The sequence below is a fragment of the Ciceribacter azotifigens genome (assembly GCF_048159625.1).
Classification (GTDB): domain Bacteria; phylum Pseudomonadota; class Alphaproteobacteria; order Rhizobiales; family Rhizobiaceae; genus Allorhizobium; species Allorhizobium azotifigens.
The window spans coordinates 41,003-63,362 of record NZ_JBLQTA010000008.1 but is presented as its reverse complement, the minus strand read 5'-3'; the positions used below and the strand labels follow the sequence as shown (position 1 = coordinate 63,362).

20 protein-coding genes and 1 tRNA gene are annotated in these 22,360 nt (G+C 65.0%); 18 read left to right on the top strand and 3 right to left on the bottom strand.

Annotation, left to right across the window (positions count from 1 at the left end; genetic code table 11):
* Window positions 1–25 precede the first annotated feature (25 nt).
* The 6 genes from ACM6UT_RS13165 to ACM6UT_RS13140 all read left to right on the top strand — a co-directional run bounded on the left by ACM6UT_RS13165 (window position 26) and on the right by ACM6UT_RS13140 (window position 7,160).
* The gene (locus ACM6UT_RS13165; RefSeq protein ID WP_416797799.1) at window positions 26–889 is read left to right on the top strand and encodes a MurR/RpiR family transcriptional regulator; all 864 of its coding nucleotides are present in this window, start codon (window positions 26–28) and stop codon (window positions 887–889) included.
* Between the two features lie 46 nt (window positions 890–935).
* A complete protein-coding gene (locus ACM6UT_RS13160) occupies window positions 936–1,712 on the top strand; it encodes an SDR family oxidoreductase (RefSeq protein WP_416797798.1) in 777 nt (258 codons plus the stop codon).
* 24 nt (window positions 1,713–1,736) lie between these two features.
* Window positions 1,737–3,659, top strand: coding sequence for a beta-N-acetylhexosaminidase (locus ACM6UT_RS13155; RefSeq protein WP_416797797.1), 1,923 nt, complete (start codon window positions 1,737–1,739; stop codon window positions 3,657–3,659).
* An 18-nt stretch (window positions 3,660–3,677) separates the two neighbouring features.
* The gene (locus tag ACM6UT_RS13150; protein ID WP_416797929.1) at window positions 3,678–5,114 is read left to right on the top strand and encodes a M81 family metallopeptidase; all 1,437 of its coding nucleotides are present in this window, start codon (window positions 3,678–3,680) and stop codon (window positions 5,112–5,114) included.
* Between the two features lie 68 nt (window positions 5,115–5,182).
* The gene (locus tag ACM6UT_RS13145) at window positions 5,183–6,412 is read left to right on the top strand and encodes an MFS transporter (RefSeq protein WP_416797796.1); all 1,230 of its coding nucleotides are present in this window, start codon (window positions 5,183–5,185) and stop codon (window positions 6,410–6,412) included.
* The gene (locus ACM6UT_RS13140) at window positions 6,399–7,160 is read left to right on the top strand and encodes a copper homeostasis protein CutC (protein WP_416797795.1); all 762 of its coding nucleotides are present in this window, start codon (window positions 6,399–6,401) and stop codon (window positions 7,158–7,160) included. Before ACM6UT_RS13145 ends, ACM6UT_RS13140 begins: the two co-directional genes overlap by 14 nt.
* A 43-nt stretch (window positions 7,161–7,203) precedes the next feature.
* Here ACM6UT_RS13140 and ACM6UT_RS13135 read toward each other — a convergent pair whose 3' ends face one another.
* Both ACM6UT_RS13135 and ACM6UT_RS13130 read right to left on the bottom strand, forming a co-directional pair.
* Window positions 7,204–7,455: a hypothetical protein gene (locus ACM6UT_RS13135; protein ID WP_416797794.1), complete on the bottom strand. Its 252-nt coding sequence runs from the start codon at window positions 7,453–7,455 to the stop codon at window positions 7,204–7,206.
* Window positions 7,456–7,631: 176 nt separating this feature from the next.
* Window positions 7,632–7,707, bottom strand: a tRNA-Lys gene (locus ACM6UT_RS13130).
* A 187-nt stretch (window positions 7,708–7,894) separates the two neighbouring features.
* On the opposite strand from ACM6UT_RS13130, the gene ACM6UT_RS13125 reads away from it, so the two are divergent.
* Together ACM6UT_RS13125 and ACM6UT_RS13120 are read left to right on the top strand one after the other, a co-directional pair.
* Complete coding sequence (locus tag ACM6UT_RS13125; protein WP_416797793.1) at window positions 7,895–8,644, top strand: cytochrome c biogenesis CcdA family protein; 750 nt, start codon at window positions 7,895–7,897, stop codon at window positions 8,642–8,644.
* Window positions 8,645–8,698: 54 nt separating this feature from the next.
* Complete coding sequence (locus ACM6UT_RS13120; RefSeq protein ID WP_416797792.1) at window positions 8,699–9,661, top strand: AEC family transporter; 963 nt, start codon at window positions 8,699–8,701, stop codon at window positions 9,659–9,661.
* Here ACM6UT_RS13120 and ACM6UT_RS13115 read toward each other — a convergent pair.
* On the bottom strand, window positions 9,624–10,859 hold the full coding sequence (locus ACM6UT_RS13115) for a UbiH/UbiF family hydroxylase (RefSeq protein WP_416797791.1): 1,236 nt from the start codon (window positions 10,857–10,859) through the stop codon (window positions 9,624–9,626). The genes ACM6UT_RS13120 and ACM6UT_RS13115 overlap by 38 nt on opposite strands.
* Before the next feature lie 283 nt (window positions 10,860–11,142).
* On the opposite strand from ACM6UT_RS13115, the gene pcsA reads away from it, so the two are divergent.
* The 10 genes from pcsA (at window position 11,143) to yjfF (ending at window position 22,348) form a co-directional block, all read left to right on the top strand.
* Window positions 11,143–11,868, top strand: a complete 726-nt coding sequence (pcsA, locus tag ACM6UT_RS13110) for a phosphatidylcholine synthase (RefSeq protein WP_416797790.1) — start codon at window positions 11,143–11,145, stop codon at window positions 11,866–11,868.
* 11 nt (window positions 11,869–11,879) lie between these two features.
* Window positions 11,880–12,863 carry a quinone oxidoreductase family protein gene (locus ACM6UT_RS13105; protein ID WP_416797789.1) on the top strand — a complete coding sequence of 328 codons (984 nt, stop codon included), beginning with the start codon at window positions 11,880–11,882 and terminating at the stop codon, window positions 12,861–12,863.
* 29 nt (window positions 12,864–12,892) lie between these two features.
* Entirely contained in the window at window positions 12,893–14,485 is a 1,593-nt protein-coding gene (locus ACM6UT_RS13100; RefSeq protein WP_416797788.1) for an ABC transporter ATP-binding protein, read from the top strand.
* Entirely contained in the window at window positions 14,475–15,572 is a 1,098-nt protein-coding gene (locus ACM6UT_RS13095; protein ID WP_416797787.1) for an ABC transporter permease, read from the top strand. Before ACM6UT_RS13100 ends, ACM6UT_RS13095 begins: the two co-directional genes overlap by 11 nt.
* Entirely contained in the window at window positions 15,569–16,489 is a 921-nt protein-coding gene (locus ACM6UT_RS13090; RefSeq protein WP_416797928.1) for an ABC transporter permease, read from the top strand. Before ACM6UT_RS13095 ends, ACM6UT_RS13090 begins: the two co-directional genes overlap by 4 nt.
* Before the next feature lie 49 nt (window positions 16,490–16,538).
* Complete coding sequence (locus ACM6UT_RS13085) at window positions 16,539–17,612, top strand: BMP family ABC transporter substrate-binding protein (RefSeq protein WP_416797786.1); 1,074 nt, start codon at window positions 16,539–16,541, stop codon at window positions 17,610–17,612.
* A gap of 157 nt (window positions 17,613–17,769) precedes the next feature.
* Window positions 17,770–18,732 carry a galactofuranose ABC transporter, galactofuranose-binding protein YtfQ gene (gene ytfQ / locus ACM6UT_RS13080; protein WP_416797785.1) on the top strand — a complete coding sequence of 321 codons (963 nt, stop codon included), beginning with the start codon at window positions 17,770–17,772 and terminating at the stop codon, window positions 18,730–18,732.
* A 119-nt stretch (window positions 18,733–18,851) separates the two neighbouring features.
* Window positions 18,852–20,375 carry a galactofuranose ABC transporter, ATP-binding protein YtfR gene (gene ytfR, locus ACM6UT_RS13075; protein ID WP_416797784.1) on the top strand — a complete coding sequence of 508 codons (1,524 nt, stop codon included), beginning with the start codon at window positions 18,852–18,854 and terminating at the stop codon, window positions 20,373–20,375.
* Window positions 20,372–21,379 (top strand): ABC transporter permease, encoded by a 1,008-nt coding sequence (locus ACM6UT_RS13070; protein ID WP_416797783.1) that lies wholly within the window; start codon window positions 20,372–20,374, stop codon window positions 21,377–21,379. Before ytfR ends, ACM6UT_RS13070 begins: the two co-directional genes overlap by 4 nt.
* Window positions 21,380–21,385: 6 nt before the next feature.
* Entirely contained in the window at window positions 21,386–22,348 is a 963-nt protein-coding gene (gene yjfF, locus ACM6UT_RS13065; RefSeq protein WP_416797782.1) for a galactofuranose ABC transporter, permease protein YjfF, read from the top strand.
* The last annotated feature ends 12 nt before the right edge of the window (window positions 22,349–22,360 follow it).

Genomic DNA, 22,360 nt, shown 5'->3' with positions numbered 1-22,360 from the left:
GTTCGGAAGCGGGGAAGGGGCTGCAGTGGATATTTTCGCGACATTACAGGAAGAAACGGGGCAGTTTTCGCCCTCCGAGCAGCGTATCGTGGATATCTTGCTCAACCAGTTCGATTTCGCCGTCAATGCTTCCATCATCGAGCTTGCCGAGCGCGCCGAGGTGTCGCCGCCGACGGTCACGCGCTTCTGCCGGCGGCTCGGCTGCCAGAGCTTTGCGGATTTCAAGGTGAACCTTGCCCGCACCGCCTATGTCGGCGTGCGCTACCTCAATCCGGAAGCCGAGAGCACGCAGCCGGCTGACGTCGCGGCGGACGTCATCACCAAGGCACAGAATGCGCTCTACCTCGTTCACCGGGCGCTCGATCCGGACATGCTCGAAAAGGCGGCGGACAGGCTGTCGCGAGCGGAAATGCTTTACGCCTTCGGTTCCGGTGGTAATTCCTCGATGGTCGCCGGCGAGATCCAGAACCGGCTGTTCCGGCTCGGCGTTCGGGTGACGGTCAGCAACGACCACGCCATGCAGCTGATGATGACGGCGGCGGCTCGCTCGAACGACGTCATTATCGGCTCGTCGCTTTCCGGCCGCAACGGCGAGCTCGTGCGCTGCTTCAATCTCGCCCGCGAGAACGGCATTGCGACCATTGCGCTCACCCAGAGCGACAGCCCCGTCGCCCGCGCCGCCGAAATCGTGATCGGCATCGACCTGCCGGAGGGAGAGAACATCTTCCGTCCGACATCGACCCGCTTCGCCTACCTCGCCGTTGTGGATGTGCTGGCGAGCCTCGTCGCCTACCGCAACCGCAAGACCTCGCAGATCACCCTGCGCCACATCAAGCAGCAACTGGTCGAACATCGCGACGGCGACGACCGACAACCTCTGGGAGATTAGCCTTGTCCACGATCCGCTCGTCCTCCTGCCTTTGCGGTGCGCGGCTGTGAACCGCTCCGTCGCAGTCGTGACGGGTGCGGCCGGCGACATCGGGCGGGCGATCGCCGCAAGGCTCGCCGAAAGCCATGACGCCGTCGTGCTTCTCGATATCGATGCCGAGGCCTTGCGGGACGCGGCCGAGAGCTCGGCAGCGCCGGAGCGTATGGTCCCCGCGGTCTGCGACGTCACCAGCGAGGAAAGCCTCGCCGATGCCGCCAATCGCGCGGCCCGGCTGGGGCGAGTGAAGACGCTCGTCAACAATGCCGGCGCGGCGCGCGCCGTCAGTCTGCACGACACCGACGGAGAGATCTGGCGGAAGGACAGCGCGCTCAACCTCGAAGCACCCTTCCTCTGCTTCCGCGCCTTCGAGGACGCGTTGAAGGAGAGCGGCGGCTCGGTGGTCAACATCGCGTCGGTGAACGGTCTCGCGGTCTACGGCCATCCCGCTTACAGCGCCGCCAAGGCCGGCCTCATTCACCTGACGAAGCTGATCGCCGTCGAATACGGAAAATTCGGCATCCGCGCGAATGCGGTCGCTCCCGGCACGGTACGCACCCGCGCCTGGGAGGCGCGCGCCGCCGCCAATCCGCAGGTCTTTGAGGAAGCGAAGCGCTGGTATCCGCTGCGCAGGATCGTCGACCCTGCCGACGTTGCGAACGCCGTCTTCTTCCTTGCGAGCGACCAGGCGGCGGCAATCACCGGCGTCTGCCTTGCCGTCGACTGCGGCCTGACGGCCGGGCAGGCCGAGCTCGCCGGCACCTTCTCGCAATCGCCACACTACTGAGCAAAGACCGAAGGGGAACGCATCATGCCCAAGGCCCAATTCCGTCTCGAGAATGCCTGGTATCCGATCGCCGGAGATGAAGGCGGCGGCTTCGTGTTCACGCTGGTCAATCTCTCTGCGGAGACGATCACGGATTTCAAGCTCGCCTATACTTCGCTCACCCGCGTCAACGATACCCCGGCCTGCGGCAACGCCACTTTCCTCAAGCGCAATGCGAACTTTCATCAATATGCGCCGCCGGCGGGCTTCTCGCTGGCGCCGGGCAGATCCTGGCGCTTCACCGTCGAGGGCCTGCTGCGCCCGGCGCGCCACAGGACCGACGGAGCGAAATCGGCCTACCTGACGCTCGCCGACGGCAGTCACCACGCCGTCGAGGTCGGTGACCTGATGCTGGAGGGCCGCCTCAGTGAACCGGCGCCGCAACTGCTGCCTGAAGGCGAGGTGACGGAGCCCTTCTCGATCCTTCCCTGGCCGGCGACGGCGTCGCTGACCGCCGGCGAAACCGTCCCGGTCGCGCTTCATCCTGCGGCGGGTGCCACGCCCGACGAATTGCGGGCAATCGAGACCGTCTTGTCCCTGTTCCAGCGGCTCTATTCCGTCGCCCACGTACCGTTTGCGCTGGCTCCGGTTCAAGAGGGCCGCGCCCTACGCTTCGAAAGACGGGACGGCGTCGCGCCGTCGGGCTACGAGCTCGCCTTCGGGGCCGACGCCGTCACCTTGCGCTACGGCGATGCAGCGGGCCGGCAATACGGGTTGACGGTGCTCGCCCAGCTCCTCCACGGCGCGCGGACCAAGCCCGGGACCTTCCGTTTTCCGGCATCGGGGACGATCACGGACGCGCCGCGCTACGGCTGGCGCGGCTGCCATCTCGACGTGTCGCGCCAGTTCTATCCGGTCGCCGACGTCAAGCGGCTGATCGATATCCTCGCCTGGTTCCGGATGAACATCTTCCACTGGCACCTGACGGATGACGAGGCCTGGCGTCTCGAAATCAAGGCGTTCCCGGATCTGACGACCGTCGGCGTGTTGCGCGGTCCGGATGAACCGCTACTGCCGCAACTCGGAAACGGCGCCGAGCCGGTTGGCGGCTTTTATACGCAGGAGGAGGCGAGGGAGGTTGTCGCCCACGCCGCCGCGCTCGCAATCGAGGTTGTACCGGAGATCGACATCCCCGGCCACAGCACGGCGGCGCTTGCGGCACTTCCCGATCTCGCCGACGGACAGGAAGCGCCGGACAGCTATCGTTCCGTGCAGGGCTATCCCAACAATGCCCTCAACCCGGCGATCGAGCGAACCTACGAGTTCCTCGGCAAGGTTTTCGACGAGATGGTCGCCATCTTCCCGTCGAAGCTCATCCATATCGGCGGCGACGAGGTCGCGGCGAACACCTGGATGGCCTCGCCGCACGCCCGCAGCCTCATGGAGCGGGAACGGATCGAGGGTACCTTCGGCCTCCAATCCTACTTCATGAAGCGCATTCAGGGCATGCTCGACGAGCGCGGGCGGAGCCTTGCCGGCTGGGACGAGGTCTCCCACGGAGGCGGCGTCGATCCGGCGGGAACGCTGTTGATGGCCTGGCAGAAGCCCGAAGTCGGCCTCGAACTCGCAAAACAGGGCTACGACGTGGTGATGACGCCGGGCCAGGCCTACTATCTCGACATGGTGCAGGCGAGCGAATGGCAGGAGCCGGGCGCGAGCTGGGCGGGAACCGTGCCGCCGCACCACACTTATACATACGAGGCCGTCGGTGAGTTCCCGGAAGCGCTGAAACCGCGCATGCGCGGTGTGCAGGCCTGCATCTGGTCCGAGCATTTCCTCAATCGCGACTATTTCAACCACCTCGTCTTCCCGCGCCTGCCGGCCGTCGCCGAAGCGGCATGGACGCCCGCCGGAAACAAGGACTGGCTGCGCTTTGCGGCGATCGTCCGCCTGAGCCCGCGCTACTGAGGAGAGCCGCAAATGACCTTGCGCATTGCCGTCGGCGGCATCCACACCGAATGCAGCACCTCGTCTCCGGTGCTCATGCAGCCTGATGATTTTCGCGTGTTGCGCGGGGATGACCTTCTCGCCGCCGACTATTTCAGCTTCCTGTCTGCGGACGGCATCGAGCCTCTGCCGCTGCTGCATGCCCGTGCTGTTCCCGGCGGGCCGGTGGCGCGGGCGACCTACGAGGCGTTCAAGGCCGAGTTTCTGGATCGCCTGAGGTCCGCGCTTCCCATCGACGGCCTCTATCTCGCCATGCACGGCGCGATGAACGTCGAGGGCATGGACGACGCCGAGGGCGACTGGATCGCCGCCGCCCGTGCCGTGGTCGGTCCGGAGATACCGGTCGCCGCGAGCTACGACCTCCACGGCAACGTGACCCAGAAAATCGTCGACCAGCTCGATATCTTCGCCGGCTACCGGACCGCGCCGCATATCGACGTGCGGGAGACAATGGTGCGCACCTGGTCGATGCTGCTGCGGGCGCTTCAGACCGGCGAGCGGCCGGGCGTCGCCTGGGCGCCGGTTCCCGTGCTTCTGCCGGGCGAGCGCACCTCGACCGAGGACGAACCGGCGAAGAGCCTCTATCTCAGGCTGCCGGAGCACGACGTCGTGCCCGGCATCTGGGACGCCAACCTGATGGTCGGCTATGTCTGGGCCGACGAACCGCGGGCCACCGCCTGCGCCGTGGTGACGGCGACCGACAGGACCGCCGCCGAGCAGGCGGCACGCGAAATCGCCCGGTCCTACTGGGATGCCCGCGAAAACTTCCGCTTCGGTCCCGTGACCGGCCCTCTTGAAGACATGCTCGACATCGCCGAACGGGCCGCGACGCGGCCGGTTATCCTCGCGGACTCCGGCGACAATCCGACCGGCGGCGGGGTCGGCGACCGTGCCGACGTCCTGACGGCGCTGATCGCGCGGAATTTCGACGGAGCCGTCGTCGCCGGCATCACCGACCGGCCGGCCGTCGACGCCTGCTTCGCGGCAGGCGAGGGTGCCCGCCTCCGGCTCACCATCGGCGGAACGCTCGATCCGGCGAGCCCTTCGGTCGAGGCGGAAGCGGCGGTGCGGCGGCTCGACGATCCGGGTTCGCCGGCGGAGCGCCAGGCGGTCGTGACGATCGGCGGCATCACGCTGGTGCTCGCGGCGAAGCGCCGGCCCTATCACAACATCGCGGATTTCGCGCGACTGGGGCTCGACCCTGCCGGCGCGCGGCTGCTGGTGGTGAAATCCGGCTATCTGTCGCCTGAACTCGCCCCGATCGCCAATCCGAACCTGATGGCGCTGACCGACGGGGTGATCAACCAGGACATCGCGGCGCTGCCGAACCGTCGCCGTGCGCAGCCGATCTATCCCTTCGTCAAGGATTTTGCCTACCGGCCGGAGGTCCGCGTCTCCGCCCGCTGGCGCGACTGATTTCGCGGCCGGGCGGACCGTGCGGCCACGACCGGCACCTAGACCTCCAACTCGTGCAACGTGCCGCCATGCTGTCGACCCTGACGCTCCTCATTCGCCACCCGCCGGTCCGCACCGGCGCGTTCGCGATCTTCCTGTTCGGCGCGTCGGGAGCGGCCACCTCGCCCTACATGTCGATGATCGGCATCCGTGAACTCGGACTGTCGGACCGGGCCTATTCCGTCCTGATCTTCGCGGCCGCGCTGGTGAACGTCAGCGCGAGCATTGCCGCGGGTATTCTCGTCGACCGGCTCGGACACTATCGGCGGCCGATGCTCGTCGCGTCGCTCTTCGGCGTTGCCGGGTTCGCGATGGTCTATGCATTTCCGTCGGCGCCCGTCTTCGTGATCGCCACGCTCGTCTTCATCCCCGTCTTCGGTTCGATCAATTCGCTGATCTTCGCCAGCATCCGGGCGGGGTCCGCCGGCATGGCCGCACGCGAGCTGATCGCGGTCAACTCGGCTGTCCGTGCCGTGCTCTCGCTCTCCTGGGTACTGGTGCCGGGCATCATCGGCGCGCTTCTCGCCGGCGGCCCCTCGATGCTGCCCGCCTTTCTGTTTGCGAGCATCGCCTGCGGCGCCTGTTTCCTGCTCTTCGTCCTGTCGTCGGCAAAGGCCGATGCCGGACGAAGCGCCAGCGCCCGGCGCGGCGCCTTCCTCGCCTCTCTGGGCGAGATCGCTTCGGGCAGGGTTCTGCCGCGGGTCGTCGCGATCGCGCTGATATCCTCGATGCTGCACGTCAACGGCGCGGTGCTGCCTCTCGTCGTCACCGGCAAGGCGGGGGGCACGGCGGTCGATGTCGGCGTCATCGTCGGCATCGTCGCCTTCCTGGAGATCGTCTTCATCGTCTTCTGGGGGTGGGTGGAGGCGCGCACATCCGCGCGCTTCGCCATGATCGCGAGCGCGTCGGTCTATGCCGCCTACCTCGTCTTCCTGGGCCTTGCCGATGCACCGCGTGACGTCTACGTCCTGACGCTGGTTGCGAGCCTCGGGGCGGCAGGCATCATCTCAGTTCCGATCACATACCTGCAGGACCTGATCGCCGAGCGCGCGGGGCTCGGCAGTTCGCTGATTGCCGTCAACGTCTTCCTGAGCGGCGGCCTCAGTTCGCTGGCGTTTGCCCTCGGCACGGCGATCAGCGACTATGCCGGAACGGCGATTCTGGGAGCTTTCGGCGGGGTATGCGGCATCGTGCTGTTGCGGCTCCTCGATCGCTCGGGCACTGCGGCATTGCGGGAGGCGGACGATGGCGGAACGTGATGGCGGACGTGATCGCCGCAGGCCTCTCCTGGAAGTCTGCGTCGACGATCCCGCCGGTCTTGCCGCGGCGATCGAGGGCGGTGCGGACCGTATCGAACTCTGCGCCGCACTCTCCGTAGGTGGGCTCACCCCGTCACGCGGCTTCATGGCCCATGCCGCCCGTTCGCCGATCCTGGTCCATGCGCTGATCCGACCCCGGACCGGCGATTTCGTATTATCCGCTGACGATCTGCGCGTCATGGTCGATGATGTCCGCGCGGCCCGCTCGGCGGGGCTTGCGGGCGTGGTGATCGGTGCGTTGCAGCCGGACGGCCGGCTCGATTTAGAGGTGCTCAAGCCCCTCATCGCCGCGGCCGAAGGCATGGACCTAGCGCTTAACCGCGCCTTCGATCTCGCCCGAGATCAGGAGGAGGCACTCGAGACGGCGGTCCGGCTCGGATTTTCGCGCATTCTGACCTCCGGCGGCGCAAGAACCGCGATCGAGGGACTGCCGCGACTCGAACGGCTCGCGAACCGGGCCGCCGGCCGGCTCTCGGTCATGCCGGGTTCCGGCGTGCGGCCGGAGACAGTCGAAGCCTTGCTCTCACTGCCCGGCGTCTTCGAGCTTCATGCCTCGTGCAGTGCGCCGATCACCGCCGCCGATCCGCGGCTTTCGGCCTTCGGCTTCTCGCAACCAGGCGAAAGACGCACGACGGTCGAGGCTGTTCGGGCCATGAAGGACAGGATGTTACGGTCGGTCGCAGGTTAAGGCAGGCCGGTTCGTCGCTCCGAGCCATGCAACCCTGCAGTACCTATTGCGACTGCTCAAGGAGCTTGCGCACCTGAGGTCTGACAACTGGCAAGGGGCCCTCCGAAGGGCACGTGTTTGTCTTCTTGCAATCTTCGGCAAGTGTTTCGTTTGCGATTTGCTTCGGATCTGACGGGGTGCCGACTTCGAGCTTACGCCGGATGAGATTGTCGGTCTTCAGCCAAGCTTTTTCCTCGGCAATCGCCCCCTCGGCACAGAACATCGCAATCATCGCCGCCAAAAACGCTATCTTCATGGCGAGCCTCCAGATCAACAATTTATGCTATTCTAATGTAATTATGTCGAGCAAATGCGCCGTGCCGGTGGACGTGACCGCCTGCTCCCGGAAGAGAGATCAACGGCTGCGGCGAGACCACGGCAATGGCAGCTGCAACAAGCCCTGACGAATCTTGTGTAAGCGATTGGGAAAAATGGTGAGCGCGCAGGGATTCGAACCCTGGACCTACTGATTAAAAGTCAGTTGCTCTACCGGCTGAGCTACGCGCTCCCGTCGAGGAGTAAATCGGCTCCTCTGGAAGTGCGCGGAACATATGCAGGCGACCCCGTGCGGTCAACCCAAAAATCGTGCCGAAAACGGGGAAAACCGTCCAATTGCCGCATGCGCGGAAAGGTGATTGGCAAGCAAGCCCGTCGGAAGGTAGGAAGGCCGCATCGAATGATAGCGGAGACCCGACGTGTCGATTGCCGATATTTCCCTGTTGAGTGCGCTTCTGGCAGGTGCCCTGTCGTTCCTGTCGCCCTGCGTGCTGCCGCTCGTTCCGCCCTATCTCTGCTATATGGCCGGCATCTCCGTGGAGCAGTTTCGCGGCGAGGGGCGGGCGGAGGCCGATCCGGCGGCAAGGCGCGCCGTCATGCTCGCGGCGCTCGCCTTCACCCTCGGTTTTGCGACCGTCTTCGTCGCGCTCGGTGCCGGCGCGTCGACGATCGGCACGCTGCTTCGGCAGCATCTCGACCTGCTTGCCAAGATCGGCGGCCTCATCATCATCGTCATGGGGCTCAATTTCCTCGGGATCTTCCGGATCGGCTTTCTCGCGAGCGAAATGCGCTTCCAGGGGCAGGGCAAGCCCGCCACCCTCGGCGGCGCCTATGTGATGGGGCTCGCCTTCGCCTTCGGCTGGACGCCCTGCATCGGACCGGTGCTCGGCGCGATCCTCGGCGTCGCCGCCTCGCGCGAGACCGTCGGCGACGGGGCGATGCTGCTTGCCGTCTATTCGCTCGGCCTCGCGGTGCCCTTCTGGATCGCGGCCGCCTTTTCCGGCGCCTTCATGCGCTTCCTCGTGCGTTTCCGCCGGCATCTCGGCCTCGTGGAGAAACTGATCGGCGCGCTGCTGGTGCTGACCGGGCTCGCCTTCATGTTCGGTTTCGTCTCGAACCTCGCGATCTGGTTCCAGCAGACCTTTCCAATCCTCTCGCAAATCGGCTAAGTCCGGAGCGACGGGCCGTGCGCCCGGACGCTGGAGAGGAAACGGGACGGGCCCATGGCCGACATCATCGCACTGGTTCTCCCGTTTTTCGGGCTGATCCTGATCGGCTACATCTCCGGCAAACTCGGCCGGCAGCCGGCAGCCGCCCTCGGCTGGCTGAATTTCTTCGTCATCTACGTGTCGCTGCCGTCGTTGTTCTTCAAGCTGGTCTCGCGCACGCCGCTTTCGGAATTGACGCGCATCGATTTCATCGCGGCCTCACTTGCCGCGACCTACGCAATCTTCTTGCTCGTCTTCCTGACCGGCCGATTCGTGCGCGGCAATTCGATCGCCGACTGCACGATCCAGGCGCTCGCCGGCGCCTACGGCAACATCGGCTACATGGGGCCGGGGCTCGCGCTGCTCGCCTTCGGCGAGGCGGCGGCGGTGCCGGTCGCGCTGGTCTTCTGCTTCGAGAATGCCGCCCACTTCGTCGCCGCGCCGGCGCTGATGGCGTTTGCCGGAGGCGATGCGAGGCCGCGGACGGCGGTCGCCGCCGATGTGGTGAAGCGGATCGTCACCCATCCCTTCATCATCGCGACGACGGTCGGCTTCCTCGCCGCCGCACTTTCCTTCGAGCCGCCGCTGGCGCTCCAGCGCCTCATCGACTATCTCGCCCAGGCTGCCGCGCCGTGTGCGCTCTTCGCCATGGGGGTCACGCTGGCACTTCGGCCGCTGAAGCGCATTCCCGCCGAGATCGGCTACATCGTGCCGGTCAAGCTGCTTTTACATCCGCTGCTCGCCTGGATCGTGCTCGGCCTTGCCGGCAATTTCGATCCGCTGTGGATCTATACGGCTGTCCTGCTCGCCTCGCTGCCGACGGCGACCAACGTCTTCGTCATCGGCCAGCAATACGGCGTCTGGCAGGAGCGCGCGTCCGCGACGATCCTGATTACCACGGTGCTTTCGGTGCTGACGGTCTCGGGCCTGCTCTACGCGATCACGACCGGTCTTTTGCCGCCCGACCTCTTCCCCTGACGCTCAGCCGTTCCTTCAGAAACAGCGGCAGTGCCGAGAAGCCGCGCCCGGGCTCGACACCCTCGCGCATCGCCAGCTGGCGCAGAGGACCGAAGCCGGATAGCAGGTGAAGGCCCGCTGTCCGCAGGACCTGTACCGGCAGGAAATCGGACAATAGCGAGCGGTTGAGGAGATCGACGCTCGCCGTACGGCTGACGACATCGATGCGGCGGCGGCGGTCGAAGCTGTCGCCGGCGCGAGCGTCGACCGGACGGTCGGCGCGGGAGCAGAGGATTTCAGTGAGCACCATCACGTCGCGCAGGCTGAGATTGAGCCCCTGGGCGCCGATCGGCGGGAAGGCGTGCGCCGCCTCGCCGATGAAGGCAGCCCGACCCTTGCCGAAACGCGCCGCCGTCATGCTGGAAAGCGGCCAGGCCTGTACCCCGTCCTCGACCGTCACCTTGCCGAGCATCGACTGCATGCGCTTTTCGACTTCGCCGCTCAGTGCCTCCAGTGAGAGAGAGGTGAGCCGCGTCGCTTCTGAAGGTTCGACCACCCAGACGAGGCTCGAGCGCAGGCCGGGCAGGGGAACCTGCGTGAACGGCCCCGATTCGCCGTGGAATTCGGTCGAGACGTTGCGGTGCGGCAGCGTATGCTTGAAATTCAGCACCACCGCGGTTTGCGGATAGGACCAGCTCCGCACGGCAACTCCTGCACTTTCGCGCGTCCTGGAACCGCGGCCGTCGGCGCCGACGACGAAGTCGGCAGTGATCTCTTCGCCATTCTCGAGCGTGATCGTGACGCGATCGATACCGATCTCGATGCGCGTGGCCGCATTGGCGACACCGGTGATGTTGTTTTCGGCGACGACCGCCTTCTTCAATACGGAAATCAGCGCTTCGTTCGGGATATTGTAGCCGAAGGCGTCGAGACCGATCTCGGCGCTGCGGAAGGCGACGACCGGCGCCCGCAAAAGCCGGCTGGTGCCGTCGATGATCTGCATGGTCGAAAGCGCTTCCGCCGACGGCCGGATTTCGTCCCAGAGCCCCAGCCGCTCCATGAAGCGGATCGATTGGTCCATCAGCGCCGTGGTGCGCTTGTCGACAATCTCGCGCTCCGGCGCGACGAGCGCCACCGAGCGACCGCCGCGGGCCAGCGCCAGCGCCGCAATCGAGCCGGCCAGTCCCGCACCGACAACCGCAACTTCGAAGTGCTTCATTGCTTCCATCCGCCTTAACCGTTCGCTCCGGATGCGCGTATCGCAATTCATCGATACGACCATTGCCACACGACAGCGGTCACTCCGGTCCTCGTCGTTCGATATAGGCGTTTCGCCGGTTCGAATCCATGGGACAAATGAGACCTGTGGCGCGACGCGAAGAGGACGAACGGGGTCGACGCTGCAAAGGCGTGAAACGGGGGAACGGCAAGCGCGTGCCGTTGCAAAACGCGCCGATTCGTCGGATACCCGTAGCCGAGGCGAAGAGGGACCAGAAAAGAGCATGAAAATCTTCAACTACCGCCGCGTGCCCTATGCCGAAATCCGCGCCTTTTCCGTTCATGTCCTGACGGCCTCCGGGTCCTTTCTCGCCTTTCTCGGCGTGGTGGCGGCGGCCGAGCGCCGTTTCGTCGACATGTTCTGGTGGTTGGGTCTGGCGTTGCTGGTCGACGGCATCGACGGGCCGATCGCTCGCAAGGTGCGCGTGAAGGAGGTCTTGCCCAACTGGTCCGGCGACACGCTGGACAACATCATCGACTACGTGACCTACGTGCTGCTGCCGGCCTTCGCACTCTACCAGAGCGGCATGATCGGCGAGCCGTGGTCGTTCGTGGCAGCCGGGATGATCGTCGTGTCGAGCGCGATCTACTACGCCGACATGGGCATGAAGACGGATGAATACTTCTTCTCCGGTTTTCCCGTCGTTTGGAACATGATCGTCTTCTCGCTGTTTGTCATCGACGCTTCGGCGACGACGGCGTTGTCCGTCGTGGTGGTGTCGGTAGTGCTGACCTTCCTGCCGATCCATTTTCTGCATCCGGTCAGGGTGGAGCGGCTGCGGCTGGTCAATATCGCGGTCTTCCTCGCCTGGTGTGCGTTCGGCGGTTACGCCCTTCTCCTGCATTTTGCGACCCCGCAATGGGTCGTCATCTGCTTCGTCGCGACCGGCATCTACCTTTACGGGATCGGCGCCATGCTGCAATTCTTCCCCTCGCTCGGACGAAAATAGGAGGTTTTACGATGGCGAAGTCGCAGGCAATCCTCGTCCGCGAACTCGGTGGCCCCGAAGTGCTTCGTCTCGAAGAGGTCGACCTTGCCGCGCCTGCCGCCGGCGAGGTGCAGATCCGCCACGCCGCCGTCGGCCTCAACTTCATCGACGTCTACTTCCGCACCGGGCTCTACAAGGCGCCGAACGGCTTGCCATTCGTGCCGGGCAAGGAAGCGGCAGGAACGGTGACGGCCGTCGGTCCGGGCGTCACGGACTTCCGCGTCGGCGACAGGGTCGCCTATGCCGGGGCGGACGGCGCTTACGCCGTCGAGCGCAACGTCGCCACCCGGCATCTCGTGAAGGTGCCGGACGAGATCCCGCTCGAAACGGCGGCCGCGATGATGCTGAAGGGCATGACGGCGGAATACCTGCTCAACCGCACCTACAAGGTCGGCCCTGGCACCGTGCTCCTCTTCCACGCGGCGGCAGGCGGCGTCGGGCTGATCGGCGGCCAATGGGCCAAATCGCTCGGCGCTACGGTCATCGGCACGGCCGGATCGCCGGAGAAGATCGAACTCGCGCTCCGCCACGGCTACGACCATGTCATCGATTACCGCAATGACGACTTCGTCGCCCGCGTCAGGGAACTAACCGGCGGCAAGGGCGTCGACGTGGTCTACGATTCCGTTGGTGCGGATGTCTTCCCGCGGTCGCTCGACTGCCTGAAGCCGCGCGGGATGTGGGTGCTGTTCGGGCAATCGTCCGGGCCGGTCGAGACGTTCGACATGAGCCTTCTCGCGCAGAAAGGCTCGCTCTATGCCACGCGCCCGTCGCTCTTCGCTTACATCGCCACGCCGGCCGAACTTGCGGACTGTGCAAATTCGCTGTTTGATGTTGTGCGGAGCAACAAAGTGCGTATCAATATCAATCAGACCTATCCTTTGGCCGACGCCCGTCGCGCTCACGAGGATCTGGAATCAAGAAAAACAAGCGGAACAACCTTGCTGATCCCCTGACTGCGCATGCGGGCAAGGGGGCCGCGAGGATGAAAAGAGGGGATCGCGTGACGGACATCGAGGCATCGCGAACCGGCAGCCTTCTGGCGGTCCGCGGCTTGACGAAGCTGTTCGGCAGCTTCGCGGCCTGCCAGGGTATTGATTTCGACATCAGGCCGGGAGAGATCCACGCCCTCCTGGGTGAAAACGGCGCAGGCAAGTCGACGCTGGTCAAGATGCTGTTCGGCGTGCTCGCTCCGAGCGGCGGCGAGATCGCCTGGCAGGGAAACGCTGTTTCGATCGCTTCGCCCGCGGCCGCGCGCAAGCTCGGCATCGGCATGGTCTTCCAGCACTTCTCGCTCTTCGAAGCGCTGACGGTCGCCGAAAATATCGCGCTCTCGCTCGATGCCGGAACGCCGCTCGCCGCTATCGCCAAGAGGGCCGAGGAGCTTTCCCGTCTCTACGGCCTGCCGCTCGATCCGGGCGCCCATGTCGCCGACCTCTCCGTCGGCGAGCGCCAGCGCATCGAGATCGTCCGTGCGCTGCTGCAGAACCCGAAGCTCATCATTCTCGACGAACCGACCTCGGTGCTCACCCCGCAGGAGGCCGACAGGCTCTTCGAAACGCTCGAAAAGCTGAAGTCCGAAGGCCGGTCCGTGCTCTATATCAGCCACCGGCTCGAGGAAGTTCAGCGCATCTGCGATCGCGCGACGGTGCTGCGCCACGGCCGGGTCACCGGCGAATGCGACCCCCGCAAGGAGACGCCGGCCTCGCTCGCCCGCATGATGGTCGGCAGCGATGTGGCCGTGGTCCGCAATACCGGTTCGTCGGAGGCGGGAGCGGTGCAGCTCGAGGTGCGAGGCTTGTCCGTTCCCGCGCGCGCGCCTTTCGCCGTCACGCTGAAGGACCTCTCGCTGGAGGTGAGGGCGGGGCAGGTGCTGGCGATCGCCGGCGTGGCCGGCAATGGCCAGAGCGAACTCTTTGACGCCCTGTCCGGCGAATATCCGGTCGCCGACCGCGAGGCGATCCGCATCCGCGGCAAGGCCGCTGGCCGGCTTGGAATCAACGAGCGGCGGCTTCTCGGCGCCGGCTTCGTTCCGGAAGAGCGGCAGGGTCACGCCGCGATCGGTGCGCTGCCGCTTTCTGACAATCTGGTGCTTGCCCGCCATCGCTCAGATCGCAAGGCGTTCCTGACTGGCGGCGTGTTCGGTCTCGTCCGTCACTCGGTCGTCCGGGCGGCGGCGAAACGCATCGCCGAGGCGATGGACGTGCGCAAGAGCGGCGACGATCCGCTCGCCGGCTCGCTTTCGGGTGGCAATCTGCAGAAGTTCATCGTCGGGCGCGAACTCGACCGGCAGCCCGCGGTCCTCGTCGTCAACCAGCCTACCTGGGGCGTCGACGCCGGCGCGGCGAGCCGTATCCGCCAGTCGCTGATCGATCTTGCCCGCAGCGGTTCGGCGGTGGTCGTCATCAGCCAGGACCTCGACGAAATCTTCGAGATCGCGACAGACATTGCAGTGATCTCGGAAGGGCGCCTGTCCCCGGCAGAGCCCGCCGCCGTCATGACCCGCGAGAAGATCGGCCTTCTCATGGGCGGATTGCACGAAAGCAAAGCCGAGCCAGAGCCCGCCCATGCGCATTGAACTCGAAAAACGCCCCGGCGGCTCGCCGCTCTTTTCCGTCCTGTCGCCGCTTCTCGCCATGGTCCTGACCCTCGTCTTCGGCGGCATCATGTTCTGGCTGCTCGGCAAGGACCCGGTCGATGCGATCTATTCCTTCTTCATCGAGCCCTTGCTCGAAGTCTGGTCGCTGCATGAACTGGCGATCAAGGCCGGCCCGCTGATCCTGATCGGCGTCGGGCTCTCGGTCTGCTACCGGTCGAACAACTGGAACATCGGCGCGGAAGGCCAGTTCATCATGGGCGCGATCGCCGGTTCGATCCTGCCGGTGGTCTTCTTCGAATGGCACTCGCCGCTGGTCTTGCCGCTGATGCTGGTCATGGGCGCGATCGGCGGCGCACTCTATGCCGGTATCCCGGCGCTGCTGAAGGCCCATTTCAACACCAACGAGATCCTGACGAGTCTGATGCTCGTCTACATCGCCCAGCTCTTCCTCGACTGGCTGGTGCGCGGCCCCTGGCGCAATCCGCAGGGCATGAATTTTCCGGAAACGCGGACGTTTGCGACGGAGGCTATTCTTCCGGCGGTCGTCGAATCGTCCGGCCGTGCGCACTGGTCGATCGTCTTCGCGCTGATTGCGGCGGTTCTCGTCTGGTTCATGATGCGTTTCACGCTCAAGGGTTTCGAGGTGACGGTGCTCGGAGAATCGGCGCGGGCAGGGCGTTTCGCCGGCTTCTCCTCCCGCAAGATGATCTGGTTTTCGATGCTGCTTTCCGGAGCCTTCGCCGGCTTTGCCGGCATCGCCGAAGTTTCGGGCTCGATCGGCCACCTGCAGCCGATCATTTCGCCCGGCTACGGCTTCACCGCGATCATCGTCGCCTTCCTCGGCCGGCTCAATCCGCTCGGCATCGTCGCATCCGGCCTCGTGCTCGCGCTCACCTATCTCGGCGGAGAGGCGGCGCAGCTCTCGATCGGCGTCTCGGACAAGGTCACCCGCGTCTTCCAGGGGCTTCTGTTGTTCTTCGTTCTCTCCTGCGACACGCTGATCCACTACAGGATCCGGATCGTGCTCGACCGGGTGAAGACCGCCATCGAGGGAGGACGCAGCTGATGCTGCTCGAAGCGATCCTTCTCACCGTCATCACCGCAGCCACCCCGCTCGTCGTCGCCGCCCTCGGCGAACTCGTGACCGAACGCGCCGGCGTGCTGAACCTCGGCGTCGAGGGTATGATGGTTATGGGCGCGGTCGGTGCCTTTGCCGTCACCCAGATCACCGGCTCGCCCTATATCGGGCTCCTCGCCGGGATCGCTTGCGGCGCGCTCTTCTCGCTGCTCTTCGGCTTTCTCACGCTGACGCTCGTCGCCAACCAGGTCGCGACCGGGCTGGCGCTGACGCTGCTCGGGCTCGGCGCCTCCGGCATGCTCGGAGAAAGCTATGTCGGCGCAGCTGGCATCAAGCTCCAGCCGATCGCCATTCCGTTGCTTTCCGACATTCCCTTCCTTGGTCCGGTGCTGTTCCGGCAGGACATCATCTTCTATCTGTCGGTCGCGCTGGTGATCGGGGTCAACTGGTTCCTGTTCAGGAGCCGCACCGGCCTGAAACTGCGAGCGATCGGCGACAACCACGCTTCGGCGCATGCGCTCGGCATTCACGTCATCCGCACGCGCTATCTTGCCGTGCTCTTCGGCGGCGCTTGTGCCGGACTTGCCGGCGCCCAGCTATCGCTCATCTACACGCCGCAATGGGTGGAGAACATGACGGCGGGACGCGGCTGGATCGCGCTTGCACTCGTCGTCTTCGCATCCTGGCGGCCATGGCGGGTGCTTGCCGGCGGCTATCTCTTCGGCGCGGTCTCGATCGGACAGCTGCACGCGCAGGCGATGGGGGTCGGCATTCCGTCGCAGTTCCTCTCGGCGCTGCCGTATGCCGCCACTATTGTCGTCCTCGTCATCATTTCCCATAATCGCCGCACGACACTGATCAACACGCCGGCCTGCCTCGGCAAGGCCTTCGTACCGGACAGATGACGGCGGCAGGCAGCGTTCCAAAAAACCTTCCAACACAAAAGGGGTCACCATGAAGAAATTAGCATTCGCTCTCGCCGCGACCGCGGCGATGGTTTTCTCGATCGCCAGCGGCGCCCAGGCCGCGGACAAGGCGAAGATCTGCTTCGTCTACGTCGGTTCGAAGACCGACGGCGGCTGGACCCAGGCCCATGACCGGGGCCGCCAGCAGCTCGAGAAGGAGCTCGGCGACAAGATCGAGACCGCCTTCCTCGAAAACGTCCCGGAAGGCCCGGACGCCGAGCGCGCGATCGAGCGCATGGCCCGCTCCGGCTGCGCGATGATCTTCACCACCTCCTTCGGCTTCATGGACGCTACCCTCAAGGTCGCGGAGAAGTTCCCGGACGTGAAATTCGAACACGCCACCGGTTACAAGACCGCCCCGAACGTCGCGACCTACAATTCGCGCTTCTATGAAGGCCGCTACATCCAGGGTCAGATCGCCGCCAAAATGTCGGAAAAGGGCGTCGCCGGCTACATCGCCTCCTTCCCGATCCCGGAAGTGGTGATGGGCATCAACTCCTTCGTCCACGGCGCCCAGTCGGTCAATCCGGACTTCAAGGTGAAGGTGATCTGGGCCAACACCTGGTTCGACCCCGGCAAGGAAGCCGACGCCGCCAAGGCGCTCATCGACCAGGGCGTCGATATCCTGACCCAGCACACCGACACCACCGCGCCGATGCAGGTCGCCGCCGAGCGCGGTATCAAGGCATTCGGTCAGGCCTCCGACATGATCGCCGCCGGCCCGAACACGCAGCTGACGGCGATTGTCGACACCTGGGGCGCCTACTACGTCAAGCGCACCAATGCGCTGCTCGACGGTAGCTGGAAGGCCGAACAGATCTGGGACGGCCTGAAGGACGGCATCCTGACCATGGCGCCGTACACCAACATGCCCGACGACGTGAAGAAGATGGCCGAGGAGACCGAAGCCAAGATCAAGTCGGGTGAGCTGCATCCCTTTACCGGCCCGATCAACAAGCAGGACGGCTCGCCCTGGCTGAAGGACGGCGAGAAGTCCGACGACGGCACGTTGCTCGGCATGAACTTCTACATCCAGGGTGTGGACGACAAGCTGCCGCAATAAGCCTCGGCTCGAGCTTCGAACATTCTTTGGAGGGCGCCGTCGGGCGCCCTCTTTTTTGCCAATCGTCAGATTTGGAGTACGTAAAGCCGTTTACAAAAGTAATACTATATGATTTATAAGTTCTCGTCTTGGGAGAAGACTGAAACGGGAGGAAACCATGAAGTTGTTGAAAGCGCTCGCGAGCGCGACGGTTCTTGCTGGCTGCATGTTCGGTTCCGCAATGGCGGACGGCATGGTCGTCGGTTTCTCGCAGATCGGCTCGGAATCGGGCTGGCGTGCGGCTGAAACCACGCTGACCAAACAGCAGGCCGAGAAACGCGGCGTCGACCTGAAGTTTGCCGACGCCCAGCAGAAGCAGGAAAACCAGATCAAGGCTCTGCGCTCCTTCATCGCGCAGGGCGTCGATGCGATCCTCGTCGCCCCGGTCGTGGCGACCGGCTGGGACGAAGTTCTGGAAGAGGCCAAGGACGCCGAGATCCCGGTCATCCTCCTCGACCGCACGGTCGATGCGAGCAAGGATCTCTACATGACGGCCGTCACCTCGGACCTCGTGCATGAAGGCAAGGTCGCCGGTGAGTGGCTGGTCAAGACGGTCGGCGACAAGCCCTGCAACATCGTCGAGCTTCAGGGCACCACCGGTTCGTCGCCTGCAATCGACCGCAAGAAGGGCTTCGAGGAAGCAATCGCCAGCCACGACAATCTGAAGATCGTCCGCAGCCAGACCGGCGACTTCACCCGCACCAAGGGCAAGGAAGTCATGGAAAGCTTCCTGAAGGCGGAAGACGGCGGCAAGAACATCTGCGCCCTCTATGCCCACAACGACGACATGGCCGTCGGCGCCATCCAGGCGATCAAGGAAGCCGGTCTGAAGCCCGGAACCGATATCCTCGTCGTCTCGATTGATGCCGTCCCGGACATCTTCCTCGCCATGGCCGCCGGTGAAGCCAATGCCACCGTCGAGCTGACGCCGAACATGGCGGGCCCGGCCTTCGACGCACTGGAAGCCTACAAGAAGGACGGCACCATGCCGCCGAAGTGGATCCAGACGGAATCGAAGCTCTACACCCAGGCCGACGATCCGAAGAAGGTCTACGAGGAGAAGAAGGGCCTCGGCTACTGATCTGCCCGTCCGGGTGCCTCGTTTCGGTCTCCCTTGCCGGGCCTGGCACCCACAACCCGGCTTGCTGCCGCACGAAAGGCGGCGGCAAGCGGTGACGCCTTCTTCGGGCTGGAGCTGGAATGACCGACGACCAATCCACGATTCTCGCAGCCTCCGGGCTGTGCAAGTATTTTCCGGGAGCGACGGCGCTTGACCACGTCGATTTCGGGCTGAGACGCGGTGAAATCCACGCGCTGCTCGGCGAGAACGGCGCGGGAAAATCGACGCTCGTCAAATGCCTGACTGGCGCCTATCGCCGTGATGCCGGCCGCGTCGTGCTCGATGGCGAGGAGATCGATCCGCGCGACACCCATGCCGCCCAGAAGCTCGGCATCGGCACCGTCTACCAGGAGGTGAACCTTCTCGGGAACCTCTCCGTCGCCGAAAACCTCTTTCTCGGCCGCCAGCCCCGCCGCTTCGGCGTCATCGATCCGAAGAGCATGAATGCGGCGGCGGAGAGCCTGCTTTCCACCTACGGCATCGATATCGATGTGCGCGCGGACCTTTCCCGCTATCCGGTGGCGATCCAGCAGGTGGTGGCGATCGCGCGTGCGGTCGATCTCTCCGGCAAGGTGCTGATCCTCGACGAACCAACGGCGAGCCTCGATTCCCGCGAGGTCGAGATGCTCTTCTCGATCATGCGCGACCTGAAGGCGCGGGGCCTCGGGATCATTTTCATCACCCACTTCCTCGGCCAGGTCTACGAGGTCACCGACCGCGTCACGGTTCTGCGCAACGGTTGTCTCGTCGGCAGCAGGGAGACCACGGAGCTCGACCGGCGCTCGCTGATCTCGATGATGCTCGGCCGCGATCTGGAGGCCGTCGAGGCCTCGCCCCACCGCAACGTGATCGACGACCGGCCCGTGCGTTTCAAGTTCTCCGGCTACGGCAGGAGAGGGCACATCCAGCCCTTCGACCTTTCGCTCCGCCAGGGTGAGGTGGTCGGCATGGCGGGCCTCCTCGGCTCCGGTCGCACCGAGACCGCGACCACGCTCTTCGGGATCGCGCCGGCCGACAGCGGGTCGGCGGAAATCGACGGCCGGCCGGTCGGCATCGGCAGCCCCCGCGATGCGGTCGCGCACGGTCTCGGCTTCTGCCCGGAAGACCGCAAGACCGACGGCATCATCGGCGATCTTTCGATCCGCGAGAACGTCGCGCTCGCGCTGCAGGCGCGCCGGGGCTGGTGGCGTCCGATCCGGCTTGCCGAACAGATTGAGCTTGCCGACCGCTACATCGCCGCACTCGACGTGCGCACCACAGATCGCGAAAAGCCGATCCGTCAGCTTTCGGGTGGCAACCAGCAGAAGGTGATCCTCGCCCGCTGGCTCGCCACCGATCCGCGTTTCCTCATCCTCGACGAGCCGACCCGCGGTATCGATGTCGGCGCCCATGCCGAGATCATCCGGCTGATCGAGGAGCTCTGCGACAAGGGGATGTCGCTCCTCGTGATTTCCTCCGAGCTCGAGGAACTGCTCGCCTACAGCTCGCGCATCATCGTGGTGCGCGACCGACGGCACGTAGCGGAACTCGTCGGGGAAGAGATGACGACGGCGTCGATCGTCGATGCGATCGCCGCGCAGCATACGGAAGGAACGGAAGCATGAATGCTGCAGTCCGCTCGCTCGGAACCCGGCTTGCGCCGCAGTTGATCGCGCTTCTGGTGATCCTGGCTCTGAATTTCATCGCCTTTCCGAGCTTCTTCGACATCGGCGTGCAGAACGGCCGACTCTATGGCAGCCTGATCGACGTCCTCAACCGGGGGGCGCCGGTCGCCCTGCTTGCGATCGGTATGACGCTCGTCATCGCCACCAAGGGCATCGACCTTTCCGTCGGTGCCGTCATTGCCATCAGCGGAGCGGTGGCGGCGACCGCGGTGGCCGATGGCCAGCCGCTCGTCATCGCACTTGCGCTCGCCATCGCCGTCGGCCTTATCTGCGGCGTCTGGAACGGCCTGCTCGTCGCGGTGCTCGATATCCAGCCGATCATCGCCACGCTGGTGCTGATGGTTGCCGGTCGCGGCATCGCCCAGCTCATCACCGAGGGAACGATCCTCACCTTCACCGACCAGTCCTTCGCCTTCATTGGCAGCGGGGCGCTCTTCCTCGTGCCGGTTCCCGTGGTGATCTGGGTAGCCTTTGCTCTCGCGATTGCGGCGCTGGTGCGGCGCAGCGCCCTCGGCATGCTGGTCGAGGCGGTCGGCATCAACCGCCGTGCCAGCACGATCGCCGGCGTAAGCACGCCCGTGCTGCTCGTCGCCGTCTACATGCTCTGCAGTCTTGCAGCGGCCATCGCCGGCATCATCGTCGCGGCTGACATCCGCGGCGCGGATGCGAACAATGCCGGGCTGTGGCTCGAGCTCGACGCGATCCTCGCCGTCGTCGTTGGAGGCAATTCGCTCCTCGGCGGACGCTTTTCCATCGCCGGCTCCGTCCTCGGTGCGATGATCATCCAGGCCATCAACACCGGCATCCTGCTTTCGGGTTTCCCGCCGGAATTCAACCTCATCATCAAGGCTGCGATCATCGTCATCATTCTGGTGGTGCAGTCGCCGGCCGTGCAGGCCTTCGCCGCCATCTGGCTCGGGCGGACGACGCGCGCCGGGGAGTAGTCGGACATGAACTCGAGATATCTGCCCGTCCTCGCGACCGTCGTCATCTTCGTCGTCGCCTATGCCGTCTGCGCCCTGCAGTTCCCTGCCATGCTGTCCTTGCGCGTGGTCAGCAACCTCATCACTGACAACGCCTTCCTGGGCATCACCGCCGTCGGCATGACCTTCGTGATCCTCGCCGGCGGCATCGACCTTTCCGTCGGTGCGGTGATCGGCTTTGCCGGCGTCTTCCTGGCGGTCCTCCTCCGGGACACGGGCGTGCATCCGCTCGCTGCCTTCGCGCTTTTGCTCGTCATCACCACGCTCTTCGGCGCCCTCATGGGCGCGGTCATCCATTACCTCGAAATGCCGGCCTTCATCGTGACGCTCGCCGGCATGTTTCTTGCCCGCGGCATGGCCTTCCTGCTCTCGATCGACAGCGTGCCGGTCGACCACGAATTCTACGCGCTGGTGCGCAAGAGCTTCTACAAGCTGCCGGGCGGCGGACGCCTGACGCTGATCGGCGGCGCAATGCTGGTCGTCTTCCTGATCGGCGTGTTCATCGCTCATCGCACGCGATTTGGCGCGAATGTCTATGCGCTCGGCGGCGGCGTTCAGACGGCGCGCCTCATGGGGGTACCGGTCGGCCGCACGACGATCCTCACCTATGCCTTGTCGGGCTTCCTCGCCGGCGCGTCGGGGATCGTCTTTTCGCTCTATACGTCGGCGGGCTACCCGCTCTCGGCCGTCGGCGTCGAGCTCGACGCGATCGCCGCTGTCGTCATCGGCGGCACCCTGCTCACCGGAGGCACCGGCTTCGTCGCCGGCACCTTCGTCGGCATCCTGATCCAGGGTCTGATCCAGACCTACATCACCTTTGACGGTACACTCTCAAGTTGGTGGACTAAAATCCTAATAGGCTTTCTGTTGTTTGCGTTTATCCTTCTGCAAAAGGGAATTCTTGGCCTGTCGCGGAAGGACAGCAGCTAGCCGAAACGAGGA